General features: G+C 39.2%; 13 protein-coding genes. 7 read left to right on the top strand and 6 right to left on the bottom strand.

What is annotated here, in order from left to right:
* Positions 1-53: 53 nt before the first annotated feature.
* Entirely contained in the window at positions 54-3,401 is a 3,348-nt protein-coding gene (locus tag BMW39_RS06000; RefSeq protein WP_034973067.1) for a methylmalonyl-CoA mutase family protein, read from the bottom strand.
* A 12-nt stretch (positions 3,402-3,413) separates the two neighbouring features.
* Between BMW39_RS06000 and BMW39_RS19595 the strand changes: the two genes are divergently transcribed.
* Positions 3,414-3,542 carry a hypothetical protein gene (locus BMW39_RS19595; RefSeq protein ID WP_260260016.1) on the top strand — a complete coding sequence of 43 codons (129 nt, stop codon included), beginning with the start codon at positions 3,414-3,416 and terminating at the stop codon, positions 3,540-3,542.
* A gap of 157 nt (positions 3,543-3,699) precedes the next feature.
* Here BMW39_RS19595 and BMW39_RS05995 read toward each other — a convergent pair whose 3' ends face one another.
* Both BMW39_RS05995 and BMW39_RS05990 read right to left on the bottom strand, forming a co-directional pair.
* Positions 3,700-5,337, bottom strand: coding sequence for a leucine-rich repeat domain-containing protein (locus BMW39_RS05995; RefSeq protein WP_034973065.1), 1,638 nt, complete (start codon positions 5,335-5,337; stop codon positions 3,700-3,702).
* Positions 5,338-5,509: 172 nt separating this feature from the next.
* Positions 5,510-5,986, bottom strand: a complete 477-nt coding sequence (locus BMW39_RS05990; protein ID WP_034973063.1) for a Dps family protein — start codon at positions 5,984-5,986, stop codon at positions 5,510-5,512.
* Between the two features lie 139 nt (positions 5,987-6,125).
* On the opposite strand from BMW39_RS05990, the gene BMW39_RS05985 reads away from it, so the two are divergent.
* The 6 genes from BMW39_RS05985 to BMW39_RS05960 all read left to right on the top strand — a co-directional run bounded on the left by BMW39_RS05985 (position 6,126) and on the right by BMW39_RS05960 (position 13,582).
* Positions 6,126-7,499 (top strand): hypothetical protein, encoded by a 1,374-nt coding sequence (locus BMW39_RS05985; RefSeq protein WP_034973061.1) that lies wholly within the window; start codon positions 6,126-6,128, stop codon positions 7,497-7,499.
* A 128-nt stretch (positions 7,500-7,627) separates the two neighbouring features.
* Positions 7,628-8,038, top strand: a complete 411-nt coding sequence (gene rpsL / locus BMW39_RS05980) for a 30S ribosomal protein S12 (protein WP_034962877.1) — start codon at positions 7,628-7,630, stop codon at positions 8,036-8,038.
* Positions 8,039-8,061: 23 nt separating this feature from the next.
* A complete protein-coding gene (rpsG, locus tag BMW39_RS05975) occupies positions 8,062-8,538 on the top strand; it encodes a 30S ribosomal protein S7 (protein WP_034962875.1) in 477 nt (158 codons plus the stop codon).
* Between the two features lie 6 nt (positions 8,539-8,544).
* Positions 8,545-10,662, top strand: a complete 2,118-nt coding sequence (fusA, locus tag BMW39_RS05970; protein WP_034973059.1) for an elongation factor G — start codon at positions 8,545-8,547, stop codon at positions 10,660-10,662.
* A gap of 17 nt (positions 10,663-10,679) precedes the next feature.
* Positions 10,680-10,985: a 30S ribosomal protein S10 gene (gene rpsJ / locus BMW39_RS05965; protein ID WP_002661363.1), complete on the top strand. Its 306-nt coding sequence runs from the start codon at positions 10,680-10,682 to the stop codon at positions 10,983-10,985.
* Positions 10,986-11,305: 320 nt separating this feature from the next.
* Positions 11,306-13,582 (top strand): zinc-dependent metalloprotease, encoded by a 2,277-nt coding sequence (locus BMW39_RS05960; protein WP_074719309.1) that lies wholly within the window; start codon positions 11,306-11,308, stop codon positions 13,580-13,582.
* A gap of 145 nt (positions 13,583-13,727) precedes the next feature.
* Here the strand turns inward: BMW39_RS05960 and BMW39_RS05955 are convergent, their stop codons facing one another.
* The 3 genes from BMW39_RS05955 to BMW39_RS05945 all read right to left on the bottom strand — a co-directional run bounded on the left by BMW39_RS05955 (position 13,728) and on the right by BMW39_RS05945 (position 18,018).
* Positions 13,728-14,276, bottom strand: coding sequence for a hypothetical protein (locus BMW39_RS05955; protein WP_034973057.1), 549 nt, complete (start codon positions 14,274-14,276; stop codon positions 13,728-13,730).
* Positions 14,277-14,515: 239 nt separating this feature from the next.
* A complete protein-coding gene (locus tag BMW39_RS05950; RefSeq protein WP_034973055.1) occupies positions 14,516-17,032 on the bottom strand; it encodes a hypothetical protein in 2,517 nt (838 codons plus the stop codon).
* On the bottom strand, positions 17,029-18,018 hold the full coding sequence (locus BMW39_RS05945; protein WP_083391898.1) for a hypothetical protein: 990 nt from the start codon (positions 18,016-18,018) through the stop codon (positions 17,029-17,031). The genes BMW39_RS05950 and BMW39_RS05945 overlap by 4 nt, the downstream gene beginning before the upstream one ends.
* Between the last annotated feature and the right edge of the window lie 100 nt (positions 18,019-18,118).

Genomic DNA, 18,118 nt, shown 5'->3' with positions numbered 1-18,118 from the left:
CTCAAGAGATCCTTGAGGTTTTATTTTTAAACAATTACCTGAAAATCATTTTCTTACATGTTCCTTCTATATTTCCCACCCACTTCAAACAAAGCGTTGGTAATCTGCCCAAGCGAACAGTATTTTACAGCATCCATCATCACATTAAATAAATTCTGCTGATTGATGGCAGCGTGTTGAAGCGTTTTCAGGGCAGCTTCAGATTTATCTTCATTGGATTTCTGGAAATTATGAAGCGTTTCAATCTGCACCTGCTTTTCTTCCTCGGTCGAACGAATCACTTCTCCCGGACGAACCGTTGGCGAACCGTCTTTTCCTAAGAAAGTATTTACACCGATAATTGGATATTCTCCGGTGTGTTTCAGCCATTCGTAATGCATCGATTCTTCCTGGATTTTGGAACGCTGATACATCGTTTCCATCGCACCCAAAACACCGCCTCTTTCTGTAATTCTGTCGAATTCTGCATACACAGCTTCTTCTACCAAATCTGTCAGTTCTTCAATAATAAATGAACCCTGGAGCGGGTTTTCGTTTTTCGCCAAACCTAATTCTTTATTGATAATCAACTGAATGGCCATCGCTCTTCTTACAGACTGCTCAGTCGGAGTGGTGATCGCCTCGTCATAAGCATTGGTGTGTAGTGAATTACAGTTATCGTAAATTGCATACAATGCCTGAAGCGTCGTTCTGATATCATTAAAATCAATTTCCTGAGCGTGAAGTGAACGACCTGAAGTCTGAATGTGATATTTCAGCATTTGACTTCTCTCGTCTGCACCGTATTTCAGTTTCATTGCTTTTGCCCAGATTCTTCTCGCCACACGTCCGATCACTGAATATTCAGGGTCGATACCGTTGGAGAAAAAGAAGGATAGGTTCGGCGCAAAATCATTGATATCCATTCCTCTTGACAGATAATATTCAACATACGTGAAACCGTTTGCCAATGTAAATGCCAACTGAGAAACCGGATTCGCACCTGCTTCTGCAATGTGATAACCGGAAATAGAAACTGAGTAGAAGTTTCTCACTTTTTCCGTGATAAAATATTCCTGAACGTCACCCATCAGTCTCAACGCAAATTCAGTAGAGAAAATACACGTGTTCTGCGCCTGGTCTTCTTTTAATATGTCTGCCTGAACAGTTCCACGAACGGTAGCAATGGTTTTAGCTTTGATTTCAGCATAAGCTTCCGCAGGAATCACTTCGTCACCCGTTAAACCTAATAATTTTAAACCTAAGCCATTGTTTGAAGGTGGTAATTCGCCATTGTATTTTGGTCTTTCCAAACCTTTGTCGTCGAATTTTGCTTTTAAAGCTTTTTCAATATTTGCTTCTAATTGATGTTCAGCAATATATTTTTCAACATTCTGGTCGATGGCAGCGTTCATAAAGAAAGCCAGCAACATCGGCGCAGGTCCGTTGATGGTCATTGAAACTGATGTCATTGCATTCACCAAATCAAATCCGGAATACAGTTTTTTAGCATCATCTAATGTTGCGATAGAAACTCCCGCATTTCCGATTTTACCATAAATATCTGGTGGTAGGGCAGGGTCCTGTCCGTATAACGTCACAGAATCAAATGCTGTTGATAGGCGTTTTGCATCCATTTCCGCAGATACATAGTGGAATCTTCTGTTGGTTCTTTCCGGTCCGCCTTCTCCTGCGAACATTCTTGTCGGGTCTTCTCCGGTTCTTTTGAAAGGATAAATTCCTGCGGTGTAAGGAAATCCGCCCGGAAGATTTTCCTGACCCTTCCATTTAATCAAATCTCCCCAATCGGTGTACTTTGGAAGAGATATTTTTGGAATTTTTAAATGAGATAAAGATTCTGTTGAGGTTTCTACCTTGATTTCTTTTCCACGAACGAAATAAGAGTAAAACTCAGCTTTGAAAGCCTGTTTCGTGTCATCCCAATTTTTTAAGAAGTCGATGTTTTCCTGTTGAAGGTCTTTTTCTGCCTTCTGATATTCAGCATCCAGAGTTTCGTTTAAAAGGAAACTTTTTACGCCTTCAATGTGATACATTTTCCTTGCTAGTTCTGCCTGTTTTTCAACATTGGCGTCGTACTGTCTGTTGTTTTCAACGATTTCAGAAAGATAACGGACTCTTTTTGGAGGAATAATCGTGATATCTTCCGAAACTTCCTGTTCAACAAATCCTTTTAGATTTAAATCAGAATATTTAGCATTAACTTTTTCAATTAATCTGTTGTACAAATCAGTAGTTCCGTGGTCATTAAACTGGGATGCTTTTGTCGCATAAACCGGCATATCATCCAATGGACTTTCCCACAACAAATGGTTTCTCTGGAACTGTTTTCTTACCGCCTGAAGCGCATCGAGCGCGCCACGTTTGTCAGATTTATTTAATGCAACCAAATCAGCATAATCCAACATATCGATTTTTTCCAACTGTGTGGAAGCTCCGTATTCAGGCGTCATCACGTACATTGAAACATCCGCAAAATCTGAAACTTCCGAACCGGATTGTCCGATACCCGAGGTTTCCAAAATGATAACATCTGGATGAGCCAGTTTCAACACATTTAATGCTGAATGAATGAACGGAGAAACAGAAACATTGTTTTCTCTTGTCGCCATCGAACGCATATAAACTCTGGGGTCATTAATCGCATTCATACGGATTCTATCTCCCAACAATGCACCTCCTGTTTTCTTTTTTGAAGGGTCGATAGAAATAATCGCAATCTTTTTACCCGGATTTGAACGTAAGAAACGTCTTACCAATTCATCTGTCAAAGATGATTTTCCCGCTCCACCAGTTCCTGTGATTCCGATGATTGGAATATTTAAATCTTTTGATTTTTCGTCAATGGCTTTTACCAAATCCGGTTTTTCTTCTGAAAAGTTCTCAACGGCAGAAATTATTTTAGCGATGCTTGTAGAGTTTTCGAAACTGATATTATCCAAATCTTCAGCAGTCACTTCTTTTCCTGTCGCAAAGTCTGATTTTTTCACCAAATCGTCGATCATTCCCTGAAGACCAAGTTCGCGGCCGTCGTCCGGGGAATATATTCTGTCGATTCCGTAAGACATAATATCTTCGATTTCTTCGGGCAGAATCACACCGCCGCCACCACCGAAAATTTTAATTTGCGGAGAGTTTTTTTCTCTTAAAAGGTCGTAGATGTATTTGAAATATTCGTTGTGACCACCTTGATAGGAAGTCAGTGCAATGGCGTTCGCGTCTTCCTGAATTGCTGTGTTTACAACCTCTTCAGCAGATTTATCGTGGCCAAGGTGAATGACTTCGCATCCTGTTCCCTGAATCACACGGCGCATAATATTGATGGCTGCATCGTGCCCGTCGAATAACGAAGCTGCGGTGACGATTCTTACTTTGTTTGTCGGTGTATATTTTTGGTTTTCCATTTCTTAAAATCGATGTTTCCAAAGATAATATTTTTTGGGAAATGGCAATGGGATGGAAGATGGATGTTTGGGAGATTGGAGATTGGAGACGAAGAGATTGGAGACGAAGAGATTGGGGACGAGGAGATTGGGTGGTGGTGAGATTTTTGCCAAGCGTAATTTTATGAGGAAACCCATAGCCCCGATTGCAACGGCATCCTTTTTTGTGGTGGCGATGGAAATGCTCGGAAAAGATACTAAACGTCTTTCGCCATCACAAAAAAGATATAGTGGAAAGCGGGATAAAGCTCCTAAAAAATTATTGTTTGATGAATTTGAAGGTTTTGATGCCAACTTCGGTTTTCACGGAAAGTACATAAACGCCAGAAGGCAGCTTGGACACATTGATCCTTTGTTTGTTGTCGGACAGCATTTGTTTTCCTGTAAGGTCAAAAATTGCAACTTTCTGGATCTCGTGCTTCACGTTGAGAATGTTGATGTAATCTGCCGTGGGATTCGGGTAAATACTGAGGTCTTTCAGCTCAGAGGTTCCTAAGGTTCCAAGCGCATCGCCCAAGGTGATCGGTTCGCGGAAAAGCGAAAGATCGAAGAAAATGTTGTTCTGAAGCGTAGAATACGTGTAGGCTTCAGCGGTATAAACGGCAAAGTCAGTATTCTGGACGTTGTCAAAATTAAGGTCTGCAGAGGTTGCACTTAGTTTCTGGTCTAGATCTTTGAACCAAGAGAAGGTGTAATCGCCTGATAACGATTGATCCAGCTTGGCAGTTTGACCAGCGATCGCTAGCACGATCTTTTCCTGATCGTAGCGCTGAGGTGAATAGTTGAGTTCGGTCTGTTCCGCAAAGTCTGTAATGTAATCCGATAGATTTGATCTTGTAAAACGGTTGTTGGAAATATGGGTGATCTTTGGAAGCTGATCCGGAAGTTCTCCTGTCAATTGGTTGCTGTTGAGATTTACCATCATCAGTTTTTTCATTCCCAGCAATGCCGACGGAAAAGTGCCAGAGATCTGATTGTTGTTCAGGAATAACTGCTGAAGACTTGATAATCCGGTAAGCGTGGAAATTCCGCCACTGATCTTGTTTCTGCCCAAGTTCAGAGACTCTAGTTTCTTCAACTGGGAAAGTTGTGCGGGAATCTGTGAAAGCTGATTGTTTTCCAAAGACAGCCATTCCAGATTGATAAGGTTGGAAAGTGTTGTCGTATTTTGCTCCGTCAAAGCGTTGTTGCTGAGGTTGAGGCTAGTAAGTTGTGTGCGTTGCGAAACCTGAGTAGGAATCTGAGTCAAACCAGTTCCTGACAAGGAAAGTGTTTTCAGTTTTGTAAGTCCTGCAATGTTTCCATAGGCATTGGCAGGAATTGGATTGTTGTCCAGGATCAAAGTCTCAAGGTTAGAAAAAGCAGCGATTTTTGCCGGGATGCTGAGCAATTCCAGATTGGCAATATTCAGAATTTTGATGTTGTTGAAGTTCTGAAGTAACGCGTTGACATCTGCAATGGTAAAATTATTTCCGCCCAATCCAAGATCCTCTAGATTTACGAGTCCAGAAAGTGAAGTGGTTGGATTGCCGATCAATCTGTTGTTGCTAACGTCTAATCTTAACAATGTGTTGAGGGACGAAATTCCCATGGGTACTTCGCCAGTCAGTTTGTTGTTGCTGAGGTCTAGTTTTGTAAGCTTTGTAAGGGAAGTGACATAGGTCGGGAAGTAGCCACTAAGCGCATTGCCAGCGAGGTTGAGTTCTGCGACCACACCATTCTTGATACCTACGCCAAACCAGGTTCTAGGATCTTTTTCCAAGTCCCAGGTTCTGTTCCAATGTTCACCATCGGTGGAATTGTAGATGTTGACTAGCGTGCTTCTTTCAGCATTGGAGATGCTCCATTGTGCGAAGAATAAATTGGAAATCAGTAAAAAGAATAGAATTTTTCTCAAGTGTGTTCAAAATTAAAACGCAAATATAATAGATAATAGAATTAGTTGTACCGTTTTACAAAAAATTAATGGTTAATTTTAAATGACTGAAACAAAGTTCGATACGTGGTGTTCTTTCAAAAGAAAGATCCAGCATGATTGAAGCTGGATCTGTATTCGTAAGATGTGAATTTTATTTTCCAAGATAGGAGTTGTACATCCAAACTTCTTTCTCCTGTTCTGTGATGTAGTCGCTCATTTGTGAGTTGGTTCCCTCGTCGCCGGCCTCATCTGTGATGTCCAGAAGTTCTCTTTGAAGGTCAATCACCACTTTGAAGGATTCAAGAATGATCTCCACGCTTTTATTTCCGTCAGAAACTTCTTTGCTTTCTTTGATGGTTGATACCTGAAGGTAGTCCGAATAATTGTGTGCTGGCGTTGCGCCAAGTGTCAGGATTCTTTCGGCAATTTCATCGATTTTCAGGACAAGGCTGTTGTATAGCTCTTCGAATTTTGGATGAAGGGTAAAGAATTGGTGACCTTTGATGTTCCAATGCGATCCTCTCGTGTTTTGGTAGAAGACCGAATAATTGGCCAGTAAGATATTAAGTTTGTCCGAAATGTTTTTGCAATCGTTTTCATTGAGTCCGATCAATACAGAATTTTTCATAATTTAATTTTAAAAATATGAACAAGATAAGAAAATATGATGCCGAAGTCTGGACAAAAGTATAGAAGCTGGCTATGTCTAATTTTAAAAATAAATATCAAAAAAATCCTTAATATTGCCTTTGACTAATAGCAAATCAATGGCAAAATATATCGTTCTGGCTGTACTGATCATCATTTTAAATTTCATTCACAGTTTCTTTCTGCCTTCGGGCGGCGTGTATGCTGACAGTCTTTCTTATTTTGAAATTGCGAGCGATCTGCCAGATCCTGTCACCAATCTTTTTCCTTTAGGCTATCCGGCCATGCTCCGTGGCTTCTTTGAGGTCTTCGGCGATTATTTTTGGGCGGCAAAATTTCTCAATACGTCTATGCTCGTTGTGATCTTGCTGTTTTCTTATTTCAAAAGCTTTTATTTCAAAGAGACGGTTTTGTTGATGACAGGTAAAACGATCTTGTTTGTCTTTTCGATTGCTATTTCTGAAGGTCTTTTTGTGTTCCTGCTTTATTTCCTTTTGTATTATTTGAACAAGATCCTTTTGGAACATCGCAATTCTTATAAAAATATTTTGATTGCATCTCTCATTATGTTGGCAATGTTTGTCTCCAGATATTCGGGGATCTATGTCTATTTGTCAATTGGCGCATTTTCGGTCTATCTATTTTTCAAAGGCAAAGACAAAATGCAAATTAGAGGAATGATTCTATTTCTTCTTTTGTCAGGTTTAGGGATCGCGGGCTATCTTTTGTTTAACTATAATATTTTCGGAAGTTTTACAGGCGAAAATCTAAGAGGAAAACCAGAAGAAATTCTTCCTATCTATATAATAAGAGATCTATTTGGAACAGCGAATGCCATTGACCCTTATATTGGTCTGAAGCCATCTTCGAATAGTATGGCGAGTTTGGTTGTACAATTTTTCGTTTTGATGACCGATGTTTTTGTGTTTTTATACTTTCTAAGATATTTTAAAAGAGCAAAAGCAAGTAGTTCATATTATTTCCACGCCTTGTTGTGGACCGTCGCAGTTGGTTATGCTTTGTCTCTGCTCGTGTCAGGTTGTTTCCAGCAGATCGAAGAGATGAACACCAGGATGATGGCCGCTGCCAATGTGTGTCTGTTCTTTTCATTCTTGATATTATATTTTAAAAATTCTAATACGGATAAAGTTATTTTCCGTGTTGCCTGTTTTTTTGTCGCCTTCTTTACTTTATATAGTTTGAAGAATCCGGTGAATTATTTTGAAAACCGGAATCAGATAGAACCTCAGATGCCAAAATTCAGTCACAAAAAATATTTGTATAATGATGATCGAGGTGGAGCAGATGCGCTGACCACCTATCACATTCCCATTATAAACAAGACGTTCCAATACAAGCACACCAACAATCAAAAAGGTGATGTGAAGCAGTCCATTGCCGGAACCATCAATCCAAAGATCAAATGGCTGAAATATGATACCATCAAAGACAGATCACAAGTTCTCTACACTTCAGAACTTATTCTAAAATAACGGGTCAACATCAATGGTTTGATTCTGAATCAATAAATATTATTTGATTCTGCATAATTTTTTATTCTAACTACTTGTGGATTAAAAAATTATTCATAATTTTGCACCCTAAAATAAAAAGCAATTAAATGCCTACTATTCAACAATTAGTTAGAAAAGGAAGAGTCGCACTCACCAAGAAGAGTAAATCGGCTGCCCTTGATTCTTGTCCACAAAGACGAGGTGTATGTACGAGAGTATATACTACCACTCCTAAGAAACCTAACTCTGCACTTAGAAAAGTTGCAAGGGTAAGACTTTCAAACGGTAAAGAGATCAACGCCTATATCCCGGGCGAAGGACATAATCTTCAAGAGCACTCGATAGTATTGGTACGCGGCGGAAGGGTGAAAGACCTACCGGGAGTACGTTATCATATCGTAAGAGGAGCACTGGACACTGCAGGTGTAAGTGGAAGAACGCAAAGAAGATCCAAGTATGGAGCTAAGAGACCAAAACCAGGTCAGGCGGCGGCACCAGCTAAAGGAAAGAAAAAGTAATCATTAAATAAGGTACAGAAACAATGAGAAAGACAAAAGCGAAAAAAAGACCGTTGTTACCAGATCCAAAGTTTAATGATCAATTGGTAACTAGATTCGTAAACAACTTGATGCTAGATGGTAAAAAATCTATCGCATTCAAAATATTCTATGACGCACTAGACATCGTAGAAACTAAAAAAGGAGAAACTGAAAAGACTGCCCTTGAAATCTGGAAAGATGCATTGACAAACGTTATGCCTCACGTAGAAGTACGTTCTAGAAGAGTAGGTGGTGCTAACTTCCAGATCCCAATGCCGATCAGAGCTGATAGAAAAATTTCTATGGCTATGAAATGGTTGATCCTTTACTCTAAAAAGAGAAATGATAAATCAATGGCTTTGAAATTGGCTAACGAGGTTGTAGCAGCTTCAAGAGAAGAGGGTGCAGCTTACAAGAAAAAATCTGATACTCACAAAATGGCGGAAGCTAACAAGGCTTTCTCACACTTTAAATTCTAATTAGAAATGAGTAGAGATCTTAAATTTACAAGAAATATTGGTATTGCTGCGCACATTGATGCTGGTAAAACTACCACTACAGAAAGGATTTTATTCTATACTGGAGTAAATCACAAAATTGGTGAGGTTCACGATGGTGCTTCTACAATGGACTGGATGGAGCAGGAAGCAGAAAGAGGTATCACCATTACTTCTGCTGCAACTACTTGTTCTTGGAATTTCCCAACAGACCAGGGTAAAGTACTTCCTGAAACTAAACCTTACCACTTCAACATCATCGATACACCAGGACACGTTGACTTCACAGTAGAGGTTAACAGATCTTTGAGAGTATTGGATGGATTGGTTTTCCTTTTCTCTGCAGTAGATGGAGTAGAGCCTCAGTCTGAAACAAACTGGAGACTTGCTGACAACTACAAAGTTGCGAGAATGGGATTCGTAAACAAAATGGACCGTCAAGGTGCTGACTTCCTTAACGTGGTAAACCAGGTTAAGACGATGTTGGGATCAAACGCAGTTCCAATCGTTTTGCCAATCGGTGCTGAAGAAGATTTCAAAGGTGTTGTTGACTTGATCAAAAATAGAGCGATCATCTGGGATGAGGCAGGACAAGGTGCTACTTTCGAGGTAGTTCCAATTCCTGAGGATATGAAAGCTGAAGTTCTGGAATACAGAGAGAAACTAGTAGAAGCTGTGGCTGACTACGATGATACTTTGATGGAGAAATTCTTCGAAGATCCAGATTCTATCTCTGAAGAAGAAATCAACGAAGCACTTAGAAAAGCGACTATCGATCTTTCTATTATCCCAATGACTTGTGGTTCTTCATTCAAAAATAAGGGAGTACAGTTTATGTTGGATGCAGTATGTAAATACTTGCCTTCTCCATTGGATAAAGATGATATCAAAGGTACAGACCCAAGAACTGACGCTGAGATCACTAGAAAACCAGACGTAAAAGAGCCTTTCGCGGCTTTGGCATTTAAGATTGCTACCGATCCTTTTGTAGGAAGATTGGCATTCTTCAGAGCATACTCTGGAAGACTAGATGCAGGTTCTTACATCTTGAACACCCGTTCAGGAGATAAAGAAAGAATCTCTAGAATCTATCAGATGCACGCTAACAAGCAAAATCCTGTAGAATATATTGAAGCAGGAGATATTGGTGCAGCGGTAGGTTTCAAATCTATCAAAACTGGTGATACTATGTGTGACGAGAAAAACCCTATCGTTCTAGAATCGATGGTTTTCCCAGATCCGGTAATTGGTATCGCTGTTGAGCCTAAAACTAAAGCTGACCAGGATAAGATGGGTAACGCTCTAGCTAAATTGGCTGAAGAGGATCCTACTTTCACAGTGAGAACTGACGAAGCTTCTGGACAAACGATCATTTCTGGTATGGGTGAGCTTCACTTGGATATCATTGTTGACCGTATGAAGAGAGAATTCAAAGTTGAAGTTAACCAAGGACAGCCTCAAGTAGAGTACAAAGAAAATCTTACAAAAGTTGCCAGCCATAGAGAAGTTTACAAAAAACAATCTGGTGGTAAAGGTAAATTTGCAGATATCGTATTCGATCTTGGACCAGCTGACGAAGGTAAAATTGGTTTAGAATTCATCAATGAGATCAAAGGTGGTAACGTTCCTAGAGAATTTGTTCCTGCTATTGAAAAAGGCTTTAAAGCTGCAATGAAGAACGGTCCTTTGGCTGGTTTCGAAGTTGAAGGTATTAAAGTTACTCTTAAAGACGGATCTTTCCACGCGGTGGATTCTGATGCACTTTCTTTCGAATTAGCTGCAAAATTAGGATTTAAAGAAGCGGGACGTGCTGCTAAGCCAGTGATCATGGAGCCTATTATGAAATTGGAGGTTGTAACTCCAGAAGAATATATGGGTAACATCATTGGTGACCTTAACAAGAGAAGAGGTACGATCAGTGGACAAGAAGAAAAGAACGGTGCCGTTGTTATCAAAGGTTCAGTTCCATTATCTGAAATGTTCGGATATGTTACGACTCTAAGAACACTTTCATCAGGAAGAGCTACTTCTTCTATGGAATTAGAGAAGTACCAGGCTACTCCTCAAAACGTTGCTGAAGATATCATTGCTAAAGCAAAAGGTTAATTTTTTAAATCAAAGAAATGTCACAAAGAATCAGAATAAAACTAAAATCTTACGATTACAACTTGGTGGACAAGTCTGCTGAGAAAATCGTAAAAACGGTAAAGGCTACTGGTGCTGTTGTAAACGGACCAATTCCATTGCCAACGAACAAGAGAATCTTTACAGTACTAAGATCTCCGCACGTAAACAAGAAAGCAAGAGAGCAGTTCCAATTGTCAGCTCACAAGAGATTGATGGATATCTACTCTTCTTCTTCTAAAACTGTAGATGCTCTAATGAAATTAGAACTTCCTTCAGGAGTTGACGTAGAAATTAAAGTGTGATGAATGCGTTGGAAGATGGATGACGGAAGTCGGAAGTTTTTCAGCAATCGCAAAACACTTTGCAACTATATTAGATCCGTTCTCGCAAGAGAGCGGATTTTTTTGTTAATTATTTAATGAAATTTTGTTTGATTAGCTTTTCTGGTGATAGTTCATATTATTCTTAAGATATTTATTACAATAATTAATTATGATAGTTAAAGTTAAATTGCGGAGTTTGTGCTGAAAATAAAAATTGTTTATGAAATATTTATAATTATTAAAATTAAATACGGAAATTGTCATTAAATTGCTACATTTGTTGCCCTAATTTTAACAATATGAATAAAAAATTAACTACTTTACTTTTCTTAGGTGGCCTATCCCTGATGAATGCACAATGGAGCAAAGCAACACCTAATGTAGAAGTAAATCGAAAAAGTGATAACTCAGTTTATTACAAATTAGACATCAGTGCCATCCGTGGACAATTGCTTGCAGCCGATAAAGTTGGAAATGCCGCAGGAACAGTGACGGTCAGTATGCCGACAATCGATGGCAAAATTGAAAGGTTCGCTGTCAGCAGCTTCCCCGTGATGGACGAGGCATTGGCAAATCAATACCAGTTGGGATCTTATGTCGGTGTTGGAATAGATGATCCTACGAAATATGTGAGATTCAGTGTGGCGCCAAACGATTTCCAGTCTATGATGATCAGTAATGGTAAATATGAATTTATAGAACCAGCTACTGAGAGCAAGACTTTTTACTCCATCAAGGGTAAATCAAAGAAAGAAGGAATCTTCAGTTGTAATACAAAGGAGAGTTTGGAATCTGTAGAAGGTCTGAAAAAATTAATGGATGAAGGTATTGCAAGTAAAGCAGGTAACAAAAAATTCCATACGCTGAGATTAGCTTTGTCTGTAACTTCAGAATACACGGCCTATTTTGGTGGAACCGCAGGAGCTTTAACACAGATGAATGCGACGATGACAAGAGTCAATGGTGTATTTGAAAAGGAATTCAATCTTCATCTGAATATGATTAATGCTCCAGCCCTGATATTCACCAACGCATCTACAGATCCATACAGTAATGCAAGCCAAATGTGCAAATGGAACTATGAGTTGATGACCACGCTAAATGGTGGAGCCTACGGTGTGACAAGTTCTAGTTTTGATATTGGACATCTTTTTGGAGCAACTGGCGGCGGTGGTAATGCAGGTTGCATTGGTTGTATTGGTAGTAATGATACATCAACAACTTCTTATACCGCTGCGCAAAGTGATTGTCAGGTAAATGGAACAGGTGCATATTATGCATATATCTCTCCAAATAATTATAAAGGAAGTGGCATAACTTCTCCGTCTGGCGGTGGACCTTTGGGTGACACTTTTGATATCGATTATGTAGCCCACGAGTTTGGCCATCAATTGGGAGCTAATCATACTTTTAGTTTTAATGAAGGAGAAGGTGTCAATGTAGAGCCAGGTTCTGGTTCAACTATTATGGGTTATGCTGGCATCACCGGAGCAAACACCGATGTCCAGAATAATTCAGATCCATATTTTCATACAGTAAGTATCGATCAGGTTCAGACAAATCTTACTTCCAAAACAGTAGATGTTGAAACTGATATTACTAATAATCCGCCAGTCGTTACCGCTATGACAGCAACTACTTACACAATTCCACGTTCAACAGCTTTTGTTTTGACAGCTGAGGCTACAGATTCAGACGGCGATGCACTTAGTTATTGTTGGGAAGAGGTAGATCATAGTAATTTGGCAAATGGTATTGGTAAGGTGTCCGGAACTGGTGATGGAGCTGCCACTATTGGAAGTACTACCAGAGGTGCTTCTTTCAGATCTTGGTTGCCAACTTCATCTCCTACAAGATATTTTCCAAAACTAGCGACAGTTCTTGGCGGTGCTGTAAGAAATGTTGATGATTTTGAATCCACTTCTTCAGTGGCCAGAAATACCACGGCTAACCAAACAAAATTCCGCGTTACTGTAAGAGATAACAAAGGTGTTGATACCCAAACGGCATACACCACACAGAACATACAGGTAGGAACTGCGGCAGCCTTCACGGTCAACACTATTCCAACTTTGATCGCTGGTGCCAACTCAACCATTACTTGGGTAGTTTCGGGAACAACGGCTTCTCCTTACAATGTGGCCAACGTAAAAATTGATTTCACATCCGATGCTGGTACAAGTTGGACCACATTGGCCGCTTCGGTTGCTAATTCTGGTTCTGCAAGTGTGGCAATCCCAGCAAGTTTGGTAGGGAAGTCCGGACATGTCAGAGTTTCTGCTATTGGGAACGTTTTCTATGCAGTTAAGCCTGCAACGGTAAGTTCAACATTGGCTGTTTCTGATGTTACCAACAAGTCAATTCAGATCTTCCCAAATCCAGTAAAAGATGTTTTAAATGTCTCTAATGTGACTTTGAACTCAAACTATGAGATCTTCAATGCAGCAGGACAATTGGTTTCCAAAGGGAATCTTGGAACAGGAAAGGTAGCTGTGAACAAATTAGCAAAAGGCGTTTACTTCCTAAATGTAGATGATAAGGGAACGGTTGTGAAAACCAAATTCGTAAAAGAATAATCATTTCAATTTCTCTAAAACCAAAGCCGCTTCAGGATTTCCGAAGCGGCTTTTTTATGTATAATTTAAATTTTCTAAGTTTAATTCTTAACAAAAAAACCTCAATTGAAATTAAGGTTCTGATCATTATTAAAATCGTTTGTTCTTAAAAATCGTAGCCAACTTTAAAGCTAAGATCAGGAATGACCTGTGTAGAATAACCCTTCTTCAAAATCTTTCCAATACCCAAACCTGCTTTGAACTCATAGTTGAAATGCTTCGCAAAGTTCCTTCTCAATCCCCAAGTTGGGACCACAGATATTGTTTCGCTTACAGAAAGATTCTTGGTATTTGATATCACAAACCAATCCGGGATATATTCAACTTTCAAAGCAAGGTAGTTTCCAGAATTATTCGTGGTGTTTTTTCCTGCATCTGTTCTTTTTTGAAGATTGTAATAGAACTTTGGAGTCAAAGAAATAGCTGGGGTCAAAGCAAATCCTGTTTTGCTGTACATGTCGCCACCCCAAATAGATGGGTACAATTCTAACTGACTTCTCAACGTAAAATGATCAGCAAGTCTCGCTTCATTATAAAACTCAGCACCGAAAAATCCCACTTGGATCCCGGTAACAGATTTCTCTACGCTCGTTTTTTCCTGCGATTGGACGTGGATTCCTACAAACAGGGCTAATGCATATACTAGTCTTCTCATATTCTCAAAAATTATTAGTTTGATCACAAAGAAAAAGATTAAAAACGAATATAACAACAATGTGTGTTACTAATTGTAGATATTATATTATGAGATGAAAATTACTATAGATTGTTATTTATACGAATCTCAATTGAACAGATTCTTCCTTAATGACAATATTGAGTTTCATCCTTCAAATCATAGAAAACAAAAAGCCGCCTCCAAAATTGAAGCGGCTTTTTATATTTAATTGAAACTTACTTTCGTGTATAATATCCAAAATACAGACAACTGCTCTGGAGATTTTTATAAGTTGCTGTTTGGCTATAGTTGGCTTTCAGTTGTGCAAACGAGGTTCGGAATTTTTCATTCTTGGTCTTGATGGCAAAGAGCTCGTTTTGTTTAGATTTCTCTTCGTATTTCGGGTCATCGTATTTCACTTCGAGTGGATTGTTGGCTTCCCATTGGTAATATTTACCTTGCTCGGCGCTCGCCATTTGGAAAAGAATTCGGGCTTGGTTTTCTTTGTCTTTTGATAAGGTCAAAGCTTTTTTATAATAATTGATGGCGAGATCAAAGTTGTCTGGCTCCACATAACTTCTGCTGGAAAAGTTTTTATAATACAAATAAAACGGTGACTGCAACTCATTCCCAAATTGGAACTTCGGTCCATTGTAGTTATCGACATCCATCACAAAAAGCTCTCGGAAATATCCCAAGATCGATGTGTTGTAAAGCAGATTTCCCAAAAGCTGATTGGCCAATCTGGCTTTGTCATCATTACCCTTCCCAATATTTTCCAACTGGATCATCGCATCTGCCAGCTCGATCTTGTTCATTTTGTTTTTTATGAATGGAAAATTGGAAAGTCCTTCCGCCTTCATCGATTCTTCTGGCTTACTCTGGAAACTTTCCCAAACATTGTGTCCGAAAACCAAAGACGAGATATTATTGAAACCATTGTAAGCACCATTTTCAAAGACCATTGGTTTTTCTACGTAGGTTTTGCCATCGTCTTTCCAGTCGGCCAGCATTCTTGGGATGCCTTTGTAGTTCTTGGCCTTAGAATAAAAAGCTTTCGCCTTCGTGAAGTCTGCCAATCGCATCGCCCGGTCGCCATAGATCACATTGAAGAAAGATTCCGGATCGGCAATGTCTTCCATTTTCTTCACCAGGTAATTTTCGAACGCCGTTTTGTTTGGCTTTTTGTAGAACTCTTCCACCTTTTTCACGAGGTCAGAATTCGGATTGTATTGCAGGTCGGAGAGATTGTTGTTCATCAGAAAAGATTTGGCATCCTGTTTCTCGATGAAATAACGGTTGGCAAGAATGTCCACCACAAAGTCTTTCGTAGAAGGCATGTACGTCCAATCTCTATAATCGCCTTTCTCTTGGATGATCTTCGCATATTTTGTCATCAATGAGTTTTCAAAAGCCGGCGTGATCGTAGGTTGTGAAACGATCTCATTCAACATTTTGAATTTCTCGATCTCCGCCAAATATTCCTTATCTGATGTTTTGATTTTGGAAAGGACGTTTTGGCTGCCTTTGTAATCGGTGTTCAGGAATTTGATGTAGGCTTCGCAAAGTTGCCAGAATTCATCCGCGCCTTTTTTATTTTTTGCAAGGACAATGGTCGCCTCCAGATCTTTGGCGAAATCTTTTGATTGATTAGCATAATTGTCTGGTGCATAAAGTGGCAATCTCTTATTTCGGAAATGGTCGCAATCTTTGTCATTACAGTAAGGATTCACGACCAGATAATTTCTTTCCAATTGATTGATGGCTCGCACGGTCAAGACTTTTAGAATGTCAGATTCTGTGTTGTTCTCGATCATCTTGTTCATGATCGGAACGGGATTGTTGAAGGAGTTGTAGGCAAGGAGAAAGTAGGCCATATTTTTGTCTTCAGGCATTTTGGTTTGGGCAAGGATCTTATTGAAGTCTTTGTCCGTCGCCAAAAACATGGAATTGTAGGCGCTTTCTTTTTTGTTCTTCGTATTCTTGAAGACCTGGAAGAAATCCCAGTTCGCTTTGTCAAATTGTTTCAGTCCGCGTTCGGCACCGGCTTTTTGGTCCAACGCGTAGTAATACATATGGTTTTTCAGCTTCAAAGGTTCCACATAAGTTTGGAAATCATTGATCGCCGACTGATATTTTCTGGAATAATGGTTGAAGCGCACGAGTTGATAGGCATATCTCAGTTTGATTTCCGGATTGGTTGCAGCTTTGTAAAGTGAGATCAGTGCAGCGTTCGTTTTTTCATAATTAAGTTGAGTCGCATTCTTGACGACAGTCTTTTCGTCTCTGTAATAGTAAGCATCCGGATTCTCAACATAGTTGATCCGCATATAAGGTTCCATATATTTTGCCTGGATCAGATAATCCACCGCTTCCTGATATTTGGTGTAAAAACCTTTCCCAAGTTTCTGAAATAATGGATGGGTCAGCTGACCTTTCTTAAGACTGTTCAAATGTTTGATGTCCACTTTGGTGACCAAGGCGTTGGTTTCTTCGTAGGTCAGTTTGTTGTCAAAGTATTTGACCCAAGATTCGATGTTCTCGTCGGGAACATTTTTGTCTATTTTTCCATCATAATTATAACCGTAGAAATGACTGCTGTAAGTAAGCAGAAAAGGTTCATAGGTTTTGTTGTGAATGATCTCTTGCGCAAACAGGTTGAAATATTCGTGATCCGGGTCGTACCACGAACAAGCTTTTGAACTTTCTTGAAAACCTAAAAATAGAGCGGCGGTCAGAATTAGTTTTTTCATTGGAAAAGGGTATTATAGTTTTTGGTGAATCTCTCGTCGAGATGATAATATATAAGGAGTGGTTTGTAATCTAGTTTTTCATTGATGAAATTAATACTTTCCAGAATATCTTTCTCCGGAATTTCCTCCACCTTGATCTTGAAACCTTTGTTGAGATACATTCCGAAATAGAAATCGTCTTTCAGAACTTCAAAGTTATTGTCATTAATCTTCCTGAAGTTTTTATTTTGCATCAATTCTTCTGCCGTTAAGGCATTAATGAGTTTTTTCTTTCCAACATGATTCGTCACGATTCCCCAAGAATAGATCGGCAGAGCGACATCTAATTTTATAGGATAATCATCCAAGTGTTTAAGATAGGATTTCAAAGTCTTCACATCCAGGATAGAATTCTGTTTTTGATTTTCGAGTGGGGAAGAAGTGGCATAACACATCAGGTACATCTTCTCAACCGGCGGAATTCCCGTTTGCAATTTATCTTTGACTTGATGAAGCCTTAAGGTACAGGTCACATTTTTCTTTGAAACTCTTTTGAGAGTTTGTAGGAATTTAAAATAATCAACTTTTGTAGAAGTGGTCCAGTCGCTGTCGATCTGAATTTCGTTTGCCAGATCGAGATTGTTGTTTGATTTGATCCTATTAATATGCTCATTGATCTGATCAGCCATAAGTTCGATGTCATTTGGTTGGATGTTGAACCAAGTTTCATTGGTAATGAAAATGACGGGAACGATCTTTTTATTAATGGAAAGATCTTTGTCAATAGAAATCACGCCGACTTCCAAGAATTGATCATTCTCCTTCACGACATCAAAGAATCTGGTGTAGAGATTTGGGGCTTTGCTGTTATTAAGAAGTTGCTGTTCGTTTTCGGTCAAGATTAATTTTGATCGCCAGTAGTAAAAACCGTGGTCATTATCAATGTCAGTTTTAGAGCAGCTGGTCATTAACAAAATAAAAAAAAGAAGATGAAAAGTTCTCTTCATAGAAATCTGTTATTAAGCATCATTAATATTAATCATTAAAATGAAAAGGCAAAAGGAATTCCCAGGAAATAAAATTCAAAAATGCATCACGACGAATGTT

Source organism: Epilithonimonas lactis, from assembly GCF_900110605.1.
GTDB lineage: Bacteria > Bacteroidota > Bacteroidia > Flavobacteriales > Weeksellaceae > Epilithonimonas > Epilithonimonas lactis.
The sequence above is the reverse complement of the archived record's forward strand: the minus strand, read 5'-3'. Positions and strand labels throughout refer to the sequence as shown.

What these genes read in the sequence shown, in the direction of transcription:
- BMW39_RS06000 (WP_034973067.1), bottom strand. Translation starts at nt 3,401, where the DNA reads ATGGAAAACCAAAAATATACACCGACAAACAAAGTAAGAATCGTCACC.
- BMW39_RS19595 (WP_260260016.1), top strand. Translation starts at nt 3,414, where the DNA reads ATGTTTCCAAAGATAATATTTTTTGGGAAATGGCAATGGGATGGAAGA.
- BMW39_RS05990 (WP_034973063.1), bottom strand. Translation starts at nt 5,986, where the DNA reads ATGAAAAATTCTGTATTGATCGGACTCAATGAAAACGATTGCAAAAAC.
- BMW39_RS05985 (WP_034973061.1), top strand. Translation starts at nt 6,126, where the DNA reads ATGGCAAAATATATCGTTCTGGCTGTACTGATCATCATTTTAAATTTC.
- rpsL (WP_034962877.1), top strand. Translation starts at nt 7,628, where the DNA reads ATGCCTACTATTCAACAATTAGTTAGAAAAGGAAGAGTCGCACTCACC.
- rpsG (WP_034962875.1), top strand. Translation starts at nt 8,062, where the DNA reads ATGAGAAAGACAAAAGCGAAAAAAAGACCGTTGTTACCAGATCCAAAG.
- fusA (WP_034973059.1), top strand. Translation starts at nt 8,545, where the DNA reads ATGAGTAGAGATCTTAAATTTACAAGAAATATTGGTATTGCTGCGCAC.
- rpsJ (WP_002661363.1), top strand. Translation starts at nt 10,680, where the DNA reads ATGTCACAAAGAATCAGAATAAAACTAAAATCTTACGATTACAACTTG.
- BMW39_RS05960 (WP_074719309.1), top strand. Translation starts at nt 11,306, where the DNA reads ATGAATAAAAAATTAACTACTTTACTTTTCTTAGGTGGCCTATCCCTG.
- BMW39_RS05955 (WP_034973057.1), bottom strand. Translation starts at nt 14,276, where the DNA reads ATGAGAAGACTAGTATATGCATTAGCCCTGTTTGTAGGAATCCACGTC.
- BMW39_RS05950 (WP_034973055.1), bottom strand. Translation starts at nt 17,032, where the DNA reads ATGAAAAAACTAATTCTGACCGCCGCTCTATTTTTAGGTTTTCAAGAA.
- BMW39_RS05945 (WP_083391898.1), bottom strand. Translation starts at nt 18,018, where the DNA reads ATGAAGAGAACTTTTCATCTTCTTTTTTTTATTTTGTTAATGACCAGC.